Origin of the sequence: Streptococcus sp. AM28-20, from assembly GCF_003603595.1 — a bacterium.
Classification (GTDB): Bacteria; Bacillota; Bacilli; order Lactobacillales; family Streptococcaceae; genus Streptococcus; species Streptococcus ilei.
Genome location: NZ_QTNK01000002.1, coordinates 1 through 16,195 on the forward strand (window position 1 = coordinate 1; position 16,195 = coordinate 16,195).

11 protein-coding genes and 1 pseudogene are annotated in these 16,195 nt (G+C 42.0%); 2 read left to right on the forward strand and 10 right to left on the reverse strand.

Translation table 11 applies throughout. From position 1 onward, the window contains the following. From DW738_RS05095 to rplK, 3 genes are all read right to left on the reverse strand, one after another. Nucleotides 1–4,376, reverse strand: a 4,376-nt coding sequence (locus DW738_RS05095; RefSeq protein WP_123160519.1) for an accessory Sec-dependent serine-rich glycoprotein adhesin, incomplete at its 3' end; no start/stop codon positions are given. 156 nt (nucleotides 4,377–4,532) lie between these two features. Then, nucleotides 4,533–5,222, reverse strand: a complete 690-nt coding sequence (gene rplA / locus DW738_RS05100; RefSeq protein WP_006595851.1) for a 50S ribosomal protein L1 — start codon at nucleotides 5,220–5,222, stop codon at nucleotides 4,533–4,535. A gap of 97 nt (nucleotides 5,223–5,319) precedes the next feature. Then, nucleotides 5,320–5,745 carry a 50S ribosomal protein L11 gene (gene rplK / locus DW738_RS05105; protein WP_006595850.1) on the reverse strand — a complete coding sequence of 142 codons (426 nt, stop codon included), beginning with the start codon at nucleotides 5,743–5,745 and terminating at the stop codon, nucleotides 5,320–5,322. 160 nt (nucleotides 5,746–5,905) lie between these two features. Here rplK and DW738_RS05110 point away from each other — a divergent pair, with 160 nt between their 5' ends. Continuing rightward, entirely contained in the window at nucleotides 5,906–6,250 is a 345-nt protein-coding gene (locus DW738_RS05110) for a DUF3397 family protein (RefSeq protein WP_006595849.1), read from the forward strand. 53 nt (nucleotides 6,251–6,303) lie between these two features. On the opposite strand, the gene DW738_RS05115 is transcribed toward DW738_RS05110, so the two are convergent. From DW738_RS05115 to DW738_RS05145, 7 genes and pseudogenes are all read right to left on the reverse strand, one after another. Further along, nucleotides 6,304–8,649: an HAD-IC family P-type ATPase gene (locus DW738_RS05115; RefSeq protein ID WP_123160520.1), complete on the reverse strand. Its 2,346-nt coding sequence runs from the start codon at nucleotides 8,647–8,649 to the stop codon at nucleotides 6,304–6,306. Nucleotides 8,650–8,733: 84 nt separating this feature from the next. Then, on the reverse strand, nucleotides 8,734–9,120 hold the full coding sequence (locus DW738_RS05120) for a VOC family protein (RefSeq protein WP_023027117.1): 387 nt from the start codon (nucleotides 9,118–9,120) through the stop codon (nucleotides 8,734–8,736). A 100-nt stretch (nucleotides 9,121–9,220) separates the two neighbouring features. Beyond that, nucleotides 9,221–11,572, reverse strand: coding sequence for a DNA translocase FtsK (locus DW738_RS05125; RefSeq protein ID WP_120701723.1), 2,352 nt, complete (start codon nucleotides 11,570–11,572; stop codon nucleotides 9,221–9,223). A gap of 110 nt (nucleotides 11,573–11,682) precedes the next feature. Continuing rightward, a pseudogene (locus DW738_RS05130) lies at nucleotides 11,683–11,868 on the reverse strand (hypothetical protein); the annotation flags it as partial. A gap of 214 nt (nucleotides 11,869–12,082) precedes the next feature. Further along, complete coding sequence (locus DW738_RS05135) at nucleotides 12,083–12,868, reverse strand: ABC transporter permease (protein WP_123160521.1); 786 nt, start codon at nucleotides 12,866–12,868, stop codon at nucleotides 12,083–12,085. A gap of 1 nt (nucleotide 12,869) precedes the next feature. Then, nucleotides 12,870–13,688: an ABC-2 family transporter protein gene (locus tag DW738_RS05140; protein ID WP_123160522.1), complete on the reverse strand. Its 819-nt coding sequence runs from the start codon at nucleotides 13,686–13,688 to the stop codon at nucleotides 12,870–12,872. Nucleotide 13,689: 1 nt separating this feature from the next. After that, on the reverse strand, nucleotides 13,690–14,682 hold the full coding sequence (locus DW738_RS05145) for an ATP-binding cassette domain-containing protein (protein ID WP_123160523.1): 993 nt from the start codon (nucleotides 14,680–14,682) through the stop codon (nucleotides 13,690–13,692). A gap of 547 nt (nucleotides 14,683–15,229) precedes the next feature. On the opposite strand from DW738_RS05145, the gene DW738_RS05150 reads away from it, so the two are divergent. Then, nucleotides 15,230–16,054 (forward strand): peptidylprolyl isomerase, encoded by an 825-nt coding sequence (locus DW738_RS05150; RefSeq protein ID WP_023024015.1) that lies wholly within the window; start codon nucleotides 15,230–15,232, stop codon nucleotides 16,052–16,054. Nucleotides 16,055–16,195 lie beyond the last annotated feature (141 nt).

Consider the following 16,195-nt stretch of genomic DNA (forward strand, 5'->3'; position numbering starts at 1 on the left):
ATCTTGTAGGTCTTACCATCTGGTGTCTTGATAGTATTCGGTTTTTCACCTTCCTCAGTGGTATTATATGGTGTGTCATATGGTGAGTTTGGTGTATCTTGACGAGGTTTTTCGATTTCCTTACCATTTTCGTCTACGTAAGTGATGACAACTTCACCCTTCTTAGGTTCAGCTGGTGTTTCCTTCAGTTTGTATACATAGGTGACATTCTTATCACCTTCGATAACCTTACCAGTTGTTGGATCGGTAGACTTAAGGTGACCTTGGTCATCCACTTCACCGACAGTGTAGTTACCCGCTGGAACCAATTCATAAGTCTTGCCTTCGAATTCGATCTCTTGCGGACGGTTGTCTACAACTGTGTCGTAGTCTTTGTCCACTGGTTGAGCTTTTTCGTCAGTTACATCTTCCTTGATGGTCTTGCCTTCTGTATCCACATAGTGAACATAAACGTTACCCTTAGGCTCAGCTGGTGTTTCCTTCAGTTTGTATACATAAGTGACATTCTTATCACCTTCGATGACTTTACCAGTTGTTGGGTCTGTTGACTTCAAGTGACCTTCTTTATCAACTTCACCTACTGTGTAGTTACCTGCTGGAACCAATTCATAAGTCTTACCTTCGAATTCAATCTCTTGTGGACGGTTGTCTACAACTGTGTCGTAGTCTTTGTCTACTGGTTGAGCTTTTTCGTCAGTTACATCTTCCTTGATGGTCTTGCCTTCTGTATCCACATAGTGAACATAAACGTTACCCTTAGGTTCAGCTGGTGTTTCCTTCAGTTTGTATACATAAGTGACATTCTTATCACCTTCGATGACTTTACCAGTTGTTGGGTCTGTTGACTTCAAGTGACCTTCTTTATCAACTTCACCTACTGTGTAGTTACCTGCTGGAACCAATTCATAAGTCTTACCTTCGAATTCAATCTCTTGTGGACGGTTGTCTACAACTGTGTCGTAGTCTTTGTCTACTGGTTGAGCTTTTTCGTCAGTTACATCTTCCTTGATGGTCTTGCCTTCTGTATCCACATAGTGAACATAAACGTTACCCTTAGGTTCAGCTGGTGTTTCCTTCAGTTTGTATACATAAGTGACATTCTTATCACCTTCGATGACTTTACCAGTTGTTGGGTCTGTTGACTTCAAGTGACCTTCTTTATCAACTTCACCTACTGTGTAGTTACCTGCTGGAACCAATTCATAAGTCTTACCTTCGAATTCAATCTCTTGTGGACGGTTGTCTACAACTGTGTCGTAGTCTTTGTCTACTGGTTGAGCTTTTTCGTCAGTTACATCTTCCTTGATGGTCTTGCCTTCTGTATCCACATAGTGAACATAGACGTTACCCTTAGGTTCTTCTTTCACTTTGTATACATAGGTGACGTTCTTATCGCCTTCGATCACTTTACCTGTTGTAGGGTCTGTTGACTTGAGGTGACCTTGATCATCTACTTCACCGACAGTGTAAGTTCCTGCTGGTACCAATTTATAAGTCTTACCTTCGAATTCAATCTCTTGTGGGCGGTTGTCTACCACTGTATCGTAGTCTTTATCCACTGGTTGAGCTTTTTCGTCAGTAACATCTGACTTGATGGTCTTGCCTTCTGTATCTACATAGTGAACATAGACGTTACCCTTAGGTTCTTCTTTCACTTTGTATACATAGGTGACGTTCTTATCGCCTTCGATCACTTTACCTGTTGTAGGGTCTGTTGACTTGAGGTGACCTTGATCATCTACTTCACCGACAGTGTAGTTACCTGCTGGTACCAATTTATAAGTCTTACCTTCGAATTCAATCTCTTGTGGGCGGTTGTCTACCACTGTATCGTAGTCTTTATCCACTGGTTGAGCTTTTTCGTCAGTAACATCTGACTTGATGGTCTTGCCTTCTGTATCTACATAGTGAACATAGACGTTACCCTTAGGCTCTTCTTTCAATTTGTAGATGTAGGTGACATTCTTATCTTGTTCAGCAACTTCTCCAGTTGTAGGATCTGAAGACTTCAAGTGACCTTGGTCATCTACTTCACCAACTGTGTAGTTGCCTGCTGGTACCAATTCATAGGTCTTGCCAGCTTTTTCTATTGTTTGTGGGCGGTTGTCTACGACTGTGTCATAGTGTTTGTTAATTGGCTGTTGATCTTCGTCAGTTACAGAATTTTTAAGGGTTGTTCCTTCAGTATCTTTATAGTGAACGAAGACATTTCCTTTAACATCAGACTTGACAAAGTAGTAGTTCACATCAGTTGATGGTTTAATCGCAGTTGGAATTGAGTAGTTGTTTGAGAATGAAGAGTAACCCTTCAAATTAGAGTATACTTTACCATTTGGTGCTGTAGGGTCATTCGCTACAGATCCTTCTGCTTGGATTTCTGGAACTTTACCAGCAATGACGTTGTAACTGTTATTACCTGATCCAGCAGGTGTCAATGTAGGGTTTGGAGCACCTTTGAATGGACGTGGATAAGTGTGTAGAGTTCCATCCATTTGTTTATAAGTATCTGTCTCAGTAGCAGACGACCAACCAGTGATAATGAGTGATTTGCTTCCAGCAGTTTCGTTGACTTCAAGATAGTAGTCACCATTTTTACTGTTTACTTTTGTAACTTTAGTCTCATCAGCCTTCCACTCTTCACCAGCTTTGTTAACTTTACTTGTGTAGATGAGTGTGTACTTAGATACATCTTCAGTACCAATATCAGATGTAGCAAAGTTATTCACTTGAGATGGATCAAGAGCGTAGAATTTCGTTACAGTTGAGCCATCAGTATCAACGATTTCAGAAATACGTTTCACGTAGTAGTGGTTGGCACCACCTTGAAGTTCGACAAGTTTTTGTCCAACAACACCTTTACCAAGGATACCAGATGTTTTTTGAGTTGAGTCAGTTGTTGCTGCTACTTGTTTGTAACCAGCAATCTCGCGATTGTTTGAAGCTGTGAATTGTTGCCCTGCAAGACCAGTTTGAGTATAGCTTGCAAGAACTGTTTCATTTCCAGTTGGTTTGTATGGTTGACCTTCTGTGTACTTGCTACTGTCAACAACTCTATAGTAAGTTGTTTGATCAGCTTTAGCATAAGGAACAGAAGTCTGAACGTTTGGTTTATCTTCACCTTCGTTACCTGGGTAGTTGGTATCACGAATTTGAAGTGTTTCATACTCAAGGTTAGAATTTACCAATGAGAAGGTTACGTTACCTGGATTAGTTCCGTTAGCAGCTGCGTATGTCAAAGTGTTCGTTACATCAGAGTTGTTGTTTGTGATGTAACTTGGAAGTGAGATATTGCTTTCTCCAGCTTTGAGGGTACGAGTGTAGACTTCTGATCCATCAGATTTCTTCACAACACGCAAGTAAACATCTGGATTAGTTGAAAGGCTACCAGTGATAGCTGAACGATCTACTGCAAGAGTAGCATAATAATCAAAGTTTGTTTTAGCTCCAGTAGCGTGGTTGGTTTTAAGGAATTGCCATACACCGAAAGTGAAACGATCAGCGTTTGGATCTAATGCATAGCCTGCTTTGTTGAAGGCTGCATCTTCAATCGTTGCACCATTAGCATCTGAAATAACTGGGTTAGTAGCTACACTACCAGAAGTAGATGTTGAGATTGGTGCCAACTGAGCAGAAATTGCAGGTGCACCATTAACGGTTGTGTTTCCATTGAAACCTGCCGCCTTCAAGGTTTCCATCATGTCATCTACTGACTTGTTCAAGCGTGATCGTTGCTCAGCATATGATGGAGCATTCTCACCAGAATTGGTCGAAGCTTCTTTTGCTGGCAATTCTGATTGAACTTTAGCAACAGCCTCTTTGATAGCAGCTTTCTGTTCTGCATTTTGATGATTGGAAGCATATTTTTCTGCTATCTGATTCAATAATGCAGCCTCAGAAGCATTTTGTTCCAAAATAGCTTTATCATCCGATGCTACAGCACGTTCGACCACTTCAGATGAACTTACTGCTGAAGGTTGTGTTTCTGTAGCAGTTTCATTTTGAGGGGCTAAGACTTCTTTAGAGCCTTCTTCAGTTAATGGGGCAGCTTCAGGTGAAGTGGATGGAGCACTCACTGCCGTAGAGGAAGAAACTACTTCGTTTCCTACTTCATCCGCAAAGGTAGTATTTGCAACTGTAGTAGCACTTAGAACTGCCGCTGCCACTAAGATCCCTTTTACCAAGTGACGGCTCTTAGCAGAAACAGCATCTTCACGCACCTCAGCTACAACTGTCTCTTCGACTTGACCACGAATCACTTTGAGCAAACCAAAGTTTGAAGTAGCTGCACGCAACCAGTTCTTACCTGACTTGATCAACTTGAAACGAGTCACTCGATCAGTTTCACGGAATTCTCCGTTTGAACGTTTAAAAATCATTTGATTCTCCTTAATTTTTATTTTCACCTATATTATACCTTTTTCCTGTACTTATGCAAGCGTTTTAATATTTTTCGTATTCATCATCAAGGTGGAACCTTCTAAAATCATTCAAACAAATAAAAAAAGCTACCCGAAGGTAGCTTTCATTTCTAATTAAAGTGAGTTAACATCCACTTTGATACCAGGACCTTGAGTTGTAGTCAAAGTCAAGCTAGTTACGTAAGTACCTTTAGCTGTAGCTGGTTTTGCTTTTTGAATAACATCGTTGAAAGCTTTGAAGTTTTCAACCAATTTATCAGCGTCAAATGACACTTTACCGATGATCGCTTGAACGATACCTGCACGGTCTGCACGGTAAGTGATTTTACCACCTTTAGACTCTTCAACTGCTTTAGCAACATCCATTGTTACAGTACCAGTCTTAGGGTTTGGCATCAAGTTACGTGGTCCAAGGACACGTCCAAGACGTCCAACAAGAGCCATCATGTCAGGTGTAGCGATAACTACGTCGAAGTCCAACCAACCATCGTTGATTTTCGCAACAAGGTCATCTTCACCTACGAAGTCTGCACCAGCAGCTTTTGCTTCTTCAGCTTTTGCACCACGTGCAAATACAAGAACGCGAGCAGTTTTACCAGTTCCGTTTGGCAATACCATTGCACCACGGATTTGTTGGTCAGCTTTTTTCACGTCGATGTTCAAGTTGTATGCAACTTCTACAGTTGCGTCAAATTTTGCAAAGTTAGTTTCTTTTGCAAGAGCTACAGCTTCTTCTACGCTGTATGCTTTTGTGCTGTCAATTTTTTCAAGTGCAGCACGAAGTTGTTTGCTTTTTTTAGCCATTTTATCTTTCTCCTTGTAATGTGGTCATATCGATTTTCATCTCCCACGTCACTCGTCTCATGATCAAGTGTATTGCGGGCAAATAGGATTGTTACAATTAGTCAGTAACAGTGAATCCCATAGAACGAGCAGTACCTTCGATCATACGCATTGCAGACTCAATGTTTGCAGCGTTCAAATCTGGCATCTTAGTTTCAGCAATTTCTTGTACTTGTGCACGAGTAACTGTTGCAACTTTCGTTTTGTTAGGTGTACCTGATCCTTTTTCAACACCTGCAGCTTTTTTCAAAAGAACAGCAGCTGGTGGTGTTTTTGTAACGAAATCAAATGATTTATCTTCATAAACAGTGATCACAACTGGGATAATCATACCAGCTTGGTCAGCTGTACGAGCGTTAAACTCTTTAGTGAATCCCATGATGTTGATACCTGCTTGACCAAGTGCTGGTCCAACCGGTGGAGCTGGAGTAGCTTTACCAGCAGGGATTTGCAATTTTACAAGTTTTTCGACTTTTTTAGCCATTTCTTAAATCCTCCTTTGTGGTTTTGGCGGTAATTACAGATTTTTACCTCCCACAAGTATGCTCTGCGCATACCTTTCTATTATACACTATTTTCTTCCGAATGCAAGAAAAAATTTCATTTTCATCACACTTTTTTTTCTTTTGTGATAAAATGGAGGTATGTTAATAAAAGTTGCTTCCCTTGTATTTATTTTTTTGACCCTCATTCTCAGTGGGATTATTATTCGAGTCTTTAAACTGCGCCGTTATGGATGGAATTTTGCCGACCTGGCTTTTCCTCTGTTCGCGCTAGAGTACTATTTAATTTCAGATGCGGCTTACTACCATAATTTGTTGCCTCAATTATTATTGGCCTTGTCTCTTCTAGCTATTGGCTTAACCATTTATTTTTTGAAAAAGAGACGCAGTTTTTACTATCCGAAGTTTTTTAAGTACTTTTGGCGAGCAGGCTTCCTCATTACCTTTTTCCTTTACCTCATTATGACAATCAGTCTCTTCATCTGATATATAGCAATAAAAAAAAGGTATGAACTAAAATCGTAGTTCATACCGTTTTTTTATTTTATTCTAGACTTATGCCGGTGGGTCACCAAGCTATAGACAAGACGATTCATCAACCATAAGACTCCTTCCATGACCAACCCTAAGACAAGGGTCAAGATCCAACCCGTAAAATGAAGACGATTGAGATTGAAAATGGAAGAAAAAACAAAGACCGATAAAGAAAAACCTGCTACATTAAGAAGAATGATTCCCAATTTCACATGATTAAAGGGAAGACTGAGTTGGTATACTTTTGTAAATCCGATTAAAGCCAGCAAGTAGATGGAGATGGTCGAAATCTCTCCCTGACTTAATGCAAGGAAAGGACCCAGAACCACAACAAAAAGAACCGATATGAGATTGGTCAAGGCAGCTGGAAGAGCTTGCTCTATCACAGTCTCAACAAAGTCTCCTTCTATCCGGGCACGATTCTTCTCCAAGGCTAGTAAGAAACCGGGGATTCCAATGGTAAATCCACTGATCAAGGACATTTGAGAAGCCTGAATGGGATAGGTGAAACTAAAGAGAATAGCCAGAATAGCCAACAAAATTGAAAAGATATTCTTGACCAAAAAGAGACTGGCCGAACGCTGAATATTGTTAACCACTCGGCGACCTTCATCCACAATCGACGGCATGTGGGAGAAGTCTGAATCTAAAAGCACAACCTGAGCTACCTTTTTGGTCGCATCATGCCCCGTATTCATGGCAATACTACAATCTGCTTTTTTCATAGCAAGGATATCATTGACCCCATCTCCTGTCATCCCAACCTTATGGCCATCCGCTTGCAAGCTCTCTACGAGGATTTGTTTTTGTTCTGGACTAACTCGTCCAAAGACTGTGTAGATTCGTGCCGCCTCTACTACCTCCTCACGCGTCCTGAGCTGACTCGCATCTACGACTTGATCCGCATCTGGAATGCCTGCTTTCTGAGCTACGGCAGCAACTGTCACAGGATGATCCCCTGAAATAACCTTGATGGTCACCCCTTGTTTTTGGAAATAAGCAAAGGTTTCAGGAGCAGTCGTTCGCACAGGATTCTCCAAGACCAGGGCTAGAAGAGGGAGGACTGGAGCTTCTAATACTTCCGTCAACTGTTCCCCCTGGTATTGCCCCAAAATGAGAACACGCGCCCCTCGTTCAATCTCTCGCTGCCACACTTCTTGGTAAGCATCGAGATCATCTCTCAGCAAAACATCCGGCGCTCCTAATAGGTAAATCCCTTGTTGGAACTGAAGGCCCCCAAATTTCTTCTTAGATGAAAAAGGTAGGCGGTCTTGAACGGGCCATACTTTGGCAGGTTGGACAGAGTGATACTGCCGAATGGCCGAGATGGTATCATTCTGATCTTCACTTGCTTGGAGATAGTGACTTAATATTTCTTTGCCTTCTTTTTCCTCTAGCACCAAGGAGAGAAGCTCACTCACTTGCATCCTGTGTTCGGTAATGGTTCCCGTCTTATCTAGACAGAGGACGTCGATACGGGATAGGGTTTCAATCCCCTTCATACTGTTAAGTAGGACCTTTTGAAGGGCTAAACGGGTTGCCCCAAGCACCAAAGCCAGAGTCATTAAGAGGTAGAGACCTTCCGGAATCATCCCAATGATGGCACCGACCATAGAGGTGATGCTAACTTTGAGGGTTTCGTGATTTCCTAGATAGCTCTGCAAGAACAAGAGTAAGCCAATCGGGATGAGAATCATTCCGATCATTCGGACAAGACCGTCCACTGCATGAACCATTTCGGATTCTTCGTGTCCCTTGACTTTTTTTGCAGAGAGACTCAGCTGATTAATATAAGACGCATCGCCTACTTGTTCCAAGACCGCAACTGCCTGGCCTGAAATAACAAAACTTCCTGACATGAGTGTCTGATGCTCAGCTTTAGTGATTTCATCTGCTTCTCCTGTCAATTGAGACTCATCGACCATGATCGAGCCATCTAGAATCTTGGCATCCGCATAGATCTGATCCCCCGCTTGGAAGAAGACGACATCTCCCTCTACCACCTGATGAACAGGAAGGTCCAGCCGTTCTCCTTCACGAATCACTCGAGCTTTCTCCACTTGAAGGAGACGCATCTTATTCAAAATCCGACGGGACCGCAATTCTTGAACAATCCCGATCAAGGAGTTAACGACGACAATAGGAACAAATAACATATTGTTCCAAGACCGTACTAGTATCAATAAAATAGCTAAAATACCAAAGACTAGGTTGAAATAAGTGAAGACATTTGAATAAACAATCTCTCTCGTCGACTTTTCTGCCGTAATGGTTACTCGATTTTGTTTGCCTTCTCTGATTCGGCTTTGGACTTGCTCATTCGTTAGCCCGCTATAGCGCTTCTCTTCCATATTTTCTTCTTTCTTTTTTCTGTATCTAGTTTAGCAAAAAGAATATCTTCTTGCTTCAGACTAGAGAACGAAGATTCTGTAGACCTATTCGTGAAGTTCAAGAGGCAAGCCATCTGGATCAAAGAAGAAGGCCATTTTGCGCCCATCAAAATCATCCACCCGTAGCTCTGTATGAGGGATTCCTAATTGATCAAACTCTGCTAGACAGGCTTGAACGTCTTCTACTCGAAAAGCCAGATGACGGAGACCGGTATGCTCTGGATGAGGGAGAAAGGGTCTCTTTGGAGCATCTGGTTTGATAAATATTTCCAAGGTCAGATTTCCCTTTCGAATATTAAAGAGAATATCCTGCTTTTCAGGCCGATGGTGTTCGTCTAAAGGTTCAAAGCCTAATTTGTCGACATAAAATTCTCTGGTTTTATCATAATCGTGTCCAATAATGGCAATATGGTGAATAGTATCGAGCTGCATCTGCTCTCCTTTTCTTTTTTTCGTAAACAAAACCTGCCCCTTGTACAGGCAGGCTTTTGCTATTGTCAACTATCTCATTCCTTCTTCATTTAAAGAAAGATTAATTGGTCTGCAAGACCTTTCTTGGCTTGGTTCCTTCAGCTGGTCCGATGACACCTGCTGCTTCCAAGTCTTCCATGAGGCGAGTTGCCCGGTTAAAGCCGACCGATAAGCGACGTTGGATCATTGACGCACTGGCTTTTTGAGTTTCAATCACAAGAGCCTTAGCCTCTTCAAAGAGTGGATCACCCTCGTCAGAGCCGCCCATGCCTCCGTCAAAGTCCGACTCGGATACTTCGCCTGGATCAAAGGCATCATCATAATCCGCTTCTGCTTGTTCCTTGACAAAGTTCACAATCCGCTCGACATCGTCATCTGAGATAAAGGATCCTTGCAGACGAATCGGATGATTTTCATCGATCGGTTTAAAGAGCATGTCTCCACGACCGAGCAATTTCTCTGCCCCATTTTCATCCAAGATGGTCCGTGAGTCAGTCCCAGATGATACCGCAAAAGCGACACGGGAAGGCACATTGGCCTTGATCAAACCTGAAATAACATCAACCGATGGCCGTTGGGTCGCAAGGATCATGTGGATCCCTGCTGCACGCGCCTTCTGTCCAAGACGAATAATAGCATCTTCCACTTCTTTACTTGCAACCATCATCAAGTCTGCCAACTCGTCGACAATGACCACAATCAATGGGAGGGGTACTTGCTTCATCTCTGACTGGGTATTGTACTCAGCAACCTTGGCATTAAAACCAGCAATATTCCGAGCACCCACTTTCGAGAAGAGCTCATAGCGATTTTCCATCTCATCAACAACCTTTTGTAGGGCTCGACTGGCCTTGCGTGGGTTGGTCACAACTGGAATCAAGAGGTGAGGAATATCATTGTAAACAGAAAGTTCCACCATCTTTGGATCGACCATCATAAATTTGACTTCGTCCGGACGAGCCTTCATCAAAATACTCGAAATGATCCCATTGACCGCAACCGACTTACCAGATCCGGTCGAACCCGCGACCAAGAGATGGGGCATCCGGGCCAAATCAAAGGTCCGAGCTGAACCATCTACAGCCTTCCCAAGTGGAATCTCAAGGAGTTTAGCTGGGTCTGTCTTGGATTGCTCCCACAATTCACGGAAGGAAACTGTCGCAATCTCTGAGTTGGGAACTTCAATCCCGACCAGAGACTTCCCTGGAATCGGTGCTTCGATCCGCACATCCTTGGCTGCTAGGGCCAAGGCCAAATCATCTGCTAGGTTAGAGATGCGGTTGACCCGCACACCGACAGCAGGTTTGACTTCATATTTAGTGACAGATGGACCGATTTCCGCCCGCTCCACTGTCGCCTTGATGTTAAAGCTTGCAAAAGTTTCTTCCAGAATGCGGATATTCTGACGAACGATGTTTTTCTCTTTGGATTGATTTTTAGGCTTGTCAGGGGCGAAGAGATCAATGGTTGGAAGTTTGTACTGAAGGAGTTCCTTAGGCGTGAAATCCACAGTGACTTCTTCATCCATATCCTCCTCAGTAAGTTCTTCTATCTCCTCTGGATCGTCTTCTGGCCAGTCTTCCGAATAGCCTTCTTCTTCATTTGGTAGATAGATCTGAGGATAGGCCTCCTCAGCAGGCACTTCTGCTTCGATCTCAGGTTCAATAACCTCACCTGTCTCAAGATCTACAGGATAGCCTTCCGTGCTCATGGGACTAGCTTCTGCAAGTTGCTCGATGCGGGCAGCCTCCTCTGCTTCTGCTTGAAGAGCCTTCTTTTTTTCACGCTCGGCAAAGCGCTCCTGGCGACGAACTTCCCGTTTTTCCATAAAGGAGTGAAAAGCTGCGACAGCTTGCTCATACACGTCATAAACCGAATAAGAACTCATCAAGAGAAGCCCTAATAGGATCAAGAGTCCTCCGATAAAGTAAGTCCCAATGTTAGAGAGCAAGAAAGCAACCGGCGTGTACAAGATTGCACCAAGCAAACCTCCTCCCGCAAAAGAGGAGACACGAAGATGCACGAGGTCTCCTAAGATACGTGATAAGGTTGGTCCCACAGAAGAACCTTCCAGTTTCAAAAGGGAGACAAAGTAAGCTTGATACATGAGTAGTAAGCCTGCAAAAAGACTTAAAAAGCCCGACAAGGTTCCCTCATGCTTCTCAATCCATTTGAAAAAGAAGAGGTAGAAAATAACAGCTGTCATTGCCACATAAGCCAGACTACCTACCAAGAGCCGGATAAGGTTGTAAGTCACTATGCCTAAGGCTCCTAATCGTAAAAAGGCGAAAATGAAGACGAGAGTTAAGACAATCGTCAGGATCATTCGGCGAATTGCTTTTTTTCTTTCTATTTCTGCTTTGGACAGTCGTCTCGTCGACCGTGTTTTTTTTGATTGATTATTGTTTGCCATAACCTTTATTATACCACATTTCTAAACTAGTTCTCTAGTAAAATCCTTTTCTCTCCTGTGCAAAATAAACAAGAAAAACAGTACCTCTCAGGCACTGTTGATGATAGATTTTTCTTTGGATGACGGTCAATGATAGCTTGATAGTCTTTCAGCGCTTGCTTTCCTTTCTCCGTCAACTGATAGCCCCGAACCGTGAACTCTTGTGCTAGTTCTTCTTCTGTAAAGTGATCAGCCAAAGCTTGGTTCAAATCAGCTGCTTTCATCTTGGACAAGCCAGCGACCTCCTTCTTTTTGAGAATGGCTTTTTTCATGATACTCCCTCGTTTTCTATTTTGCTAGGAAGCTTCACCCCCTTTGACAATGACTACTATATCCGAAAAAAAGCCCAAACAATCAGTTTTGCTTATGCGGTAGACTCGACAAACTATGTGGTCAAAATGTTATTAACAAGAAATTTTCAGTGCCATTAAAAAAAGCCAGTCCTGAGACAAGGCTTTGGTGTTCTATTATTTACGATCCAGCACTTTCATAGGCATCCAAGCCCCTGTCCCAGAGTTTGAGGGAAATGCTAAAGAAGGTAAGGGAAATCAACATCAAACCACCGATATTAAAGAACCCATTCTTGCCTTGCAAGAAATAGCTGGCAGGATAGTAGGCCGTAAAGGCAAAAGGTACAATAAAGCTAATTAACCAACGAAGGAGCGAATTGTAAATGGAAATCGGGTACTTGGCAAAATCATTAAACATATAGAAAATGTAAATCATGGCACCTGACTGCTTGGTCCAAAAAGCGATGCTGGCTGTTGCAATTTTCAAGGAAGTATAAATCAAGGTCGCAAAAGGAATACAAACTAGGAAAATCAGGAATTTGGGAAGCGTCCAAGCAATGCTAGTCGCCGTTGTCGCTAGTAAAATTCCACCGACCAAAAGTTCACCCAAGGCATCAATCTGAAAGGTCTCAACGAGGATGTGAAAGAGAGGATTGATAGGACGAGTCAGATACTTGTCAAACTCCCCTTTTCGAACTAGTCGTTGACCTAAAGCCCAGAGATTGTCAAAAAAGAGATGATCTAATCCCTTTGGAATTAAGGAAAATCCATAGATAAAGGCAATCTCTTGAAAGGTCCAACCTTCTAGCGAGGGGATGTGTTGAAAGAGTACATTGAGAAACAAGAGGTTCAGGCCTTGAGTCAGAAAGACTCCCAACACACCAACCACAAAATCTACCTTGTATTCCATGATTTGCTTGATGTACTGTCTGATAAAAATCAGATGCATGCGTTGATATTTTTTCATACTAACCTCCCTGAATGGTGATAAATGACTGGACTCGTTTCCAAATCAACTGAGACAAGCCCACCATCACTATAAGCCAGAAAAGCTGAAGCAAAAGTGCTTGAAGAATCTGACTGGTATCGTATTTCCCAAGAATAATCATGACCGGAGTGTAAATTAAGGATGAAAAAGGCAAGAAGGAGAGAATATCTGAAACCACCTTTGGAAAGAAAGCCAAGGGAATTAAACTTCCAGACATAAAGGCCACTATTGAAGTTTTGAGTAGATTGGAACCCCATAGATTTTTAAACACAAAGGCTGAAAATCCAAAACAGATATTAAAGAAAAAGTTAATCAGATAAGCCAGAGTTAAGCTAAAGAGGTAAAGGACAGTTAATCCTAGCACCTCTAGAATACCTTGCCCAGATAAGATTTTCATCAAAACAATGACACTTAAAAATGGCAATCCAACAGAGATAAAAATCAACCACTTGGAACCAAGCTCGGTGAAAAGATAAGAGGCCGCAAAATGCACTGGTCTCAGCAAACGCATGATAATAGAGCCATCTTTTACCTCATCACCAATCGTAAAGGAGCTATCAGACCTGGTCAAAAGATTGGTCACAAAACTCATGATGATGTAGAGGGTGATATCCGCCATACTGAAGCCCTGAATCAAAGGCTCCTGGGAGGAGTCAAAGACAGCCTTCCAGAGATAGAAAGCGACAAAAGCCCCCATGACATCACCAATCCGATAGAGAATAAAGTTAACTCGATAGCTAATCAACTCCTGAATCCCTGCATTGATAAAGGGTTTATAACGTCTCCACAATTTGACCATCTTAGAGCTCCTTTCGATAGAAGCGACGGATAATATCTTCAATATCCGTATCCACCATCTTCAAATCACGGACTTCAAAATCAGATAAGGTTTGCTTGATAATATCAGCTGATTGGTAGCGGGAACTATCGAATTCAATAGTCAGGTTATTTCCTTGTCTATCAATGGACATATCAGGCAAGCCTTCATAATGAGAGACGAGATGACTTTGACCTGGTAGCAGCTCAAAGGAAAGAGTCTTCATCTTGCCAAAGGTTTCCTTGAGCTGGCTAACCGTCCCATCAAAAATCTCTTGCCCCTTATCAATCATAAAAATCCGATTACAGAGTTGCTCAATATCACTCAGGTCGTGAGTAGTCAAGAGAATAGTTGTTTCTTCCTCCTGATTGATCTGGGTGATAGCACGTCGAATGTTATCCTTGACCGACACATCCAAACCAATGGTCGGCTCATCTAAAAAGAGAACCTTAGGATTGTGAAGCAAGGAAGCCGCAATATCCGCCCGCATCCGTTGACCTAGTGAAAGAGTCCGCACAGGATCCTTGATAAATTCCTTCAAATCCAAAACTTCATTCAAAAAGTCCATGCGCTTATGGAAAAGCGAGTCTGGCACATCGTAAATCTCCTTCAAGACCGTGTAGGTCTCTTGCAGTGCCAAATCCCACCATAGCTGGGTGCGTTGTCCGAAAACGACTCCAATATCCTTGACATAATCTTGGCGATTGTCCTGTGGAATCTTGCCGTTAATCCGACAAAAACCAGATGTGGGTTTTAAAATCCCTGTCAGCATTTTGATGGTGGTTGACTTCCCAGCACCATTTGCCCCGATAAAGCCTAGAATCTGCCCTTTTGGAACTTCAAAAGTTAAATCCTTGACCGCTTCAAAGGTCTGCTTTTCAGGATGAATAAAGGAGCGCAAAGCTCCCTTCAAGCCCGGTTCCTTTACTGTCTTCACAAAATTTTTCTGAAGATGTTGCACTTCTATCATTGCCATATTTATCTCCCTATCGTAAAAAATCAACAAATCGCGTTTTTTAAACACAAAAAGCCAATTTCTCATCTCCTAAAATCTGCCTTCTTTATCACAGCAGAAGGCCACAGTATGACTCTATTATAAAGCAATTAAAAAAGGAAACCAAGATTTTTTCTCGCAAAAGAGAAAATAGTTTTGATACTTGAAAAAACCAAAAAAGACAGACTCAGATTGAAGACAAAGCTCATAGAACATAGCTTTCAAATTCAGATTTTTGAATAGATAAAAAGACAAACCCAAAAAATGATGTTTGTCTTCGTTCTGAACCCCCTCATAGTTAAATGATACGATAAATAATTAAGGGGAATATTTCTTTTCCAAAATTTTTAAATAGTGTGTTTTCTTAAATTGACAGGATAATGTTAACAGAACAAAGAAATACCTTTCCATCATACGTTATTTTCCATGGACCGGCAAGTTGAATATAGGCCCCTCCTATGACTAGATTTGAATCAAATGAAAAATTAAGGTACAATAGAGGATAGACTAATGTGTTGAAAGGATTAATATGAAAAAATTAATTGCCCTACTTGTATTTTCCGGTTTAGCTTTGGCAGGATGTGGCTCTCATCAATCAGATACAAAGACATCCTCTAGCTCGACTTCAGAAACTAAGCAAACGACTACTTCTAGTCAAGATGCTAGCGAACAAAAGAAATTAGAACAACTGCGCAAAGATTTTAACGATGCCATGACCAATGAAAATGCAGTCTTTCCTCAGCTCTCAAATGAAGTTGCTGAAGATGAAGCGGTCGTAAAAATCACTACGAGCCAAGGAGCCATTACAGTCAAACTCTTTCCTAAATACGCCCCTTTAGCCGTTGAGAATTTCTTAACCCACGCTAAGGAAGGTTATTATGACGGCCTCCTCTTCCACCGTGTCATTAACAACTTTATGATCCAAACAGGAGACCCTAAAGGTGATGGTACGGGTGGTGAATCCATCTGGAAGGGCAAAGATAAATCTAAAGATTCAGGTACTGGTTTTGAGAATGAGTATTCTCCATATCTTTACAACCTTCGTGGAGCTCTAGCCATGGCCAATTCAGGTCCAAATACAAATGGTAGCCAATTCTACATCAACCAAAATAAGGCAGATATCTCCAGCAAGCTTCCAACAGACCGATTCCCTGCTAAAATCATCGAAGCCTATAAAAACGGAGGAAACCCTACTCTTGATGGTGGCAACTACACCGTCTTTGGACAAGTCATCGACGGCATGGATGTAGTTGACAAAATTGCCGAAGTTGAAACAGACGACAAAGACAAACCAAAAGAAGATGTCAAAATTGAAAAAATGGAAGTCGTTAAAGACTACAACTTTAAAAAATAACAAAAGAGGCTGGGCATAAAGTGTCCAGCCTTTTATATATGATAGTTATAACTGCAAGACGCAGTAGCTGATTGGCATCTTTGTTCGCCTTTTAAACTCCAAAGATGACCTAATCAGCCTTGCGGGGGTGGGACAACGAAC

Bases quoted from the DNA above. Each gene is read 5' to 3' on its own strand.
- rplA (WP_006595851.1), bottom strand. From the start codon at position 5,222: ATGGCTAAAAAAAGCAAACAACTTCGTGCTGCACTTGAAAAAATTGAC.
- rplK (WP_006595850.1), bottom strand. From the start codon at position 5,745: ATGGCTAAAAAAGTCGAAAAACTTGTAAAATTGCAAATCCCTGCTGGT.
- DW738_RS05110 (WP_006595849.1), top strand. From the start codon at position 5,906: ATGTTAATAAAAGTTGCTTCCCTTGTATTTATTTTTTTGACCCTCATT.
- DW738_RS05115 (WP_123160520.1), bottom strand. From the start codon at position 8,649: ATGGAAGAGAAGCGCTATAGCGGGCTAACGAATGAGCAAGTCCAAAGC.
- DW738_RS05120 (WP_023027117.1), bottom strand. From the start codon at position 9,120: ATGCAGCTCGATACTATTCACCATATTGCCATTATTGGACACGATTAT.
- DW738_RS05125 (WP_120701723.1), bottom strand. From the start codon at position 11,572: ATGGCAAACAATAATCAATCAAAAAAAACACGGTCGACGAGACGACTG.
- DW738_RS05135 (WP_123160521.1), bottom strand. From the start codon at position 12,868: ATGAAAAAATATCAACGCATGCATCTGATTTTTATCAGACAGTACATC.
- DW738_RS05140 (WP_123160522.1), bottom strand. From the start codon at position 13,688: ATGGTCAAATTGTGGAGACGTTATAAACCCTTTATCAATGCAGGGATT.
- DW738_RS05145 (WP_123160523.1), bottom strand. From the start codon at position 14,682: ATGGCAATGATAGAAGTGCAACATCTTCAGAAAAATTTTGTGAAGACA.
- DW738_RS05150 (WP_023024015.1), top strand. From the start codon at position 15,230: ATGAAAAAATTAATTGCCCTACTTGTATTTTCCGGTTTAGCTTTGGCA.